Source organism: Serratia sp. N21D137 (assembly GCF_047530005.1).
In the GTDB taxonomy this organism is placed as follows: domain Bacteria; phylum Pseudomonadota; class Gammaproteobacteria; order Enterobacterales; family Enterobacteriaceae; genus Chania; species Chania fonticola_B.
Window position 1 is genome coordinate 1 of the sequence record NZ_JBLJAJ010000079.1, and the last position, 3,140, is coordinate 3,140.

Genomic DNA, 3,140 nt, shown 5'->3' on the forward strand with positions numbered 1-3,140 from the left:
AGTAGTACGGGAATATATTGAGATCTTCTACAACCGGCAGCGTCGTCATTCCCGGTTGGGTAATCTCTCACCGGCAGACTTCGAGAAGAACTATTATTGCATGGCTGCTTAATAAAAGAACAAATGATAGTGTCCGCTATTGCCAGTACACCTCACCCATCTCAAGCAGCTTGCTCGCAAGACCATCTGCTTCTCAAAGTCAGAAGAAATGCACGATAAGCTCATCGGATGGTATCTAACAATCAACCACTACCACTAAATTTGAGTCACGACCAAAAACTCCGCTGTAAGAGCCGTCATGGTAATCCTTATTTGATTATACATGCCGGACATCTTAACTTAGCCAGAAGCGGACATTACAACTTTGCTGCCACATTCCTGGTGCGCATAACGATAATTATGTTAAATTGCATTGGCAATTACGCACCGGGTTATCCCGCTATGTTTATCTCACCTCACCTTCACGCTTTGTCTGCTTGGTTTTCTAATCAGTTCGAGTTGATACACAGTTGGCTTCAATTCCCGATCTGTGTGCCTTGGTGAAAACGCATCTGCCAATGGCCTCCGCTGTCTTGTGACGATTGCAACCAGCTCGAAGAACGCTCAGCACGGCGAACAATGCTGCCATCCGCATCACGTTGAAAAATTTTATACCTCAACAATACGGCACCATCGGCAATCTTCACCAGTTTGAATTCTTCGGCAAAAATCTGTGGCTGGCCGCTTTCCAACTTTAGCGCCGCAATGGTTTGCTGTTTGTCATAGTACAACCCGGAACAACCGATCTCTTCAAAATCGTCATGCAGCAATTCTCCGACGAGATTAGCATCGTTGCGCGTTGCCGACTGATGGAGTTGAACCTCCAGTGATTGGATTACTGGCAAAAGTTGTGCAATATCGTTCAAAACGCCCTCCTTTTTTGATCGCGCTACGTGAAATCTGATAAATAATGGCTGTCATTACCCAACAGATTTCACCAGAGGAAGCATTTTGACTGCGCCGAATTGACTAGCAACTCGACGCAGATTCAGCTACTAAGGATTACGCGTTGAGCAATTTTTCAGCCGTCTCTTTCACGCTTGCCAGCAGGACTTTTGATCTTACCCAGCAATAGTGGACACGGTATTAAGTGAGTAAACTCGTAACTCAGAGGTGACTCATGACTAAACCATCAGCAACGAAAAACAAGCCCCGCAAACAACACACGCCTGCCTTTCGGGACGAAGCGCTTAAGCTCGCTCAACGTATTGGCGTGGCCGCAGCCGCGCGCGAACTCGGTCTCTACGAGTCGCAACTTTATACTTGGCGAAGCAAACAACAACAGCAACTGACATCATTCGAGCGTGAAAGCGAACTGGCTGCCGAAAATGCCCGGCTCAAACGTCAGCTGGCAGATGCGTATTCTGGCGAAGATGAACGGCCATTCCCCCCCTGTGTCAGCATAGTTGTCGCTTACTTTTTGAAGGAGAATGACTATGCCTGCGCATGCAGTACCGATTGATGTGAAAGAAAAGGGAGTGATGTGGCTCCAGCCTCCTTATAGCTGGTCCGTCAGACACATTGCACAAAAACTGGCTCTGAGTTCTTCCGTTGTTGCAAAATGGCGACTTGAACTGGTGGCACAAGGCTTATTGCCAAAAAATGAAAGGATTTCCTCTGTGGATGGTGATGAATGGACTCCTGAGCGTCGCTTTTCGGTTGTTCTTGAAACAGCTTCATTGTCTGAAATGGAACTTGCCGATTATTGTCGCCGTCAGGGGCTTTTTGTTGAGCAGGTTAAAGAGTGGCGGGTTATTTCGATCAAAGCTCATGAAATGAAGCTGACGGAAAATCGCCGCGCAGATAAAGAGTTACGCGATATCAGAAGCCGGTTGCGTGAACTTGAGAAGGAGCTGACCTGCAAAGATAAAGCGCTGGCAGAAGCGGCTGCGCTCCTGATGCTGCGGGAAAAGTTCAATGCCCTCTGGGACAACAGCGAGGAAGGCTGACACCTCTTCCGGAGCGGCAGAAAATTATTTCTCTTGTCCGTGAAGCTGTCGATCACGGCGCCCGTAAAATCCAGGCCTGTCAGTGTATTGGGATTTCGATCCGAACGCTTCAGCGCTGGATTGATGGTGAAGTGATCGGTGCAGACAGAAGACCTGGTGCGACAAACCGGGTCCCCAGAAATAAATTATCGGAAACAGAAAGGCAGCAAATTCTGGCGCTATGCAACGCTCCTGAGTTCGCCTCTTTGCCACCAAATGTGATTGTGCCGATGCTGGCGGATAAAGGCGTTTATATTGCTTCTGAATCAACCTTTTATCGTGTATTAAAATCAGCCAGTCAACTGACGAGAAGATCCCGTGAATGTCAGTATAAACGGCCTGATGTGCTTAAGGCGGTTGCACCGAATCAGGTCTGGAGTTGGGATATCAGCTACCTTCCGTCCTGGGTCAGAGGCCAGCACTTTTACCTCTATATGATAATGGACATTTATAGCCGTAAAATTATCGCCGCAGATGTATTCAGCAGTGAAACCGGAGAACATGCAGCAGAACTGCTACAACGAGCGGTGTGGAATGAAAAATGTTCATCCCGTAACCTGGTGCTGCATTCTGACAACGGAAGCCCAATGCGCAGCTTTACGTTGCTGGCAAAAATGTATGCCCTTGGCGTACTGAGTTCTTACTCTCGCCCCCGGGTCAGCAATGATAATCCGTATTCAGAATCATTGTTCCGCACACTCAAATATTGCCCCTGGTGGCCAGAGAACGGCTTTCACACAATAGATGACGCACGGGCCTGGGTAAGCCGTTTCGTAAACTGGTACAACCTTGAGCATAAGCACAGCGGGATAAAATACGTTACGCCGGATGAACGCCATCGGGGTCTCGATATGAAAATACTGGCAGCCAGAAAGTCTGTTTACCGGCTAGCCCACCAACAACATCCAGAACGCTGGAGTAAGCAGCTACGCAACTGGGACTATATTCCGGAAGTTTACCTTAACCCGGAAAAAGAGGCGGCATAAGTAAGCGTCCAACGAAGGCCGTATTGACTAAGGTCGAGTAAGTTATTCTGTTGGCAGTGTTATACGCCACGGCAGTAGCTCACTGACCCGGTTTATCGGCCAGTCGGCAATCACATTCAGCACATGA

At 48.2% G+C, this 3,140-nt stretch carries 4 protein-coding genes and 2 pseudogenes; 4 read left to right on the forward strand and 2 right to left on the reverse strand.

What is annotated here, in order from left to right:
- Positions 1-112 (forward strand): IS3 family transposase (locus ACMV5H_RS25170; protein WP_414822533.1); only part of this gene is annotated, 112 nt, incomplete at its 5' end.
- Positions 113-154: 42 nt separating this feature from the next.
- Positions 155-259: pseudogene (locus tag ACMV5H_RS25175) on the forward strand (IS1 family transposase); the annotation flags it as partial.
- 256 nt (positions 260-515) lie between these two features.
- On the opposite strand, the gene ACMV5H_RS25180 reads toward ACMV5H_RS25175, so the two are convergent.
- Positions 516-905, reverse strand: coding sequence for a DUF4440 domain-containing protein (locus ACMV5H_RS25180; protein ID WP_414822761.1), 390 nt, complete (start codon positions 903-905; stop codon positions 516-518).
- A gap of 254 nt (positions 906-1,159) precedes the next feature.
- Between ACMV5H_RS25180 and ACMV5H_RS25185 the strand changes: the two are divergent.
- Both ACMV5H_RS25185 and ACMV5H_RS25190 read left to right on the forward strand, forming a co-directional pair.
- Positions 1,160-1,396: pseudogene (locus ACMV5H_RS25185) on the forward strand (transposase); the annotation flags it as partial.
- A gap of 124 nt (positions 1,397-1,520) precedes the next feature.
- A protein-coding gene (locus tag ACMV5H_RS25190; protein WP_414822762.1) for an IS3 family transposase occupies positions 1,521-3,013 on the forward strand; the annotation gives its coding sequence in 2 pieces (ribosomal slippage) (positions 1,521-1,953 and positions 1,953-3,013; 1,494 coding nt in all).
- A 42-nt stretch (positions 3,014-3,055) separates the two neighbouring features.
- Here ACMV5H_RS25190 and ACMV5H_RS25195 read toward each other — a convergent pair.
- On the reverse strand, positions 3,056-3,140 hold an 85-nt coding region (locus tag ACMV5H_RS25195; protein WP_414821777.1), incomplete at its 5' end, for a hypothetical protein.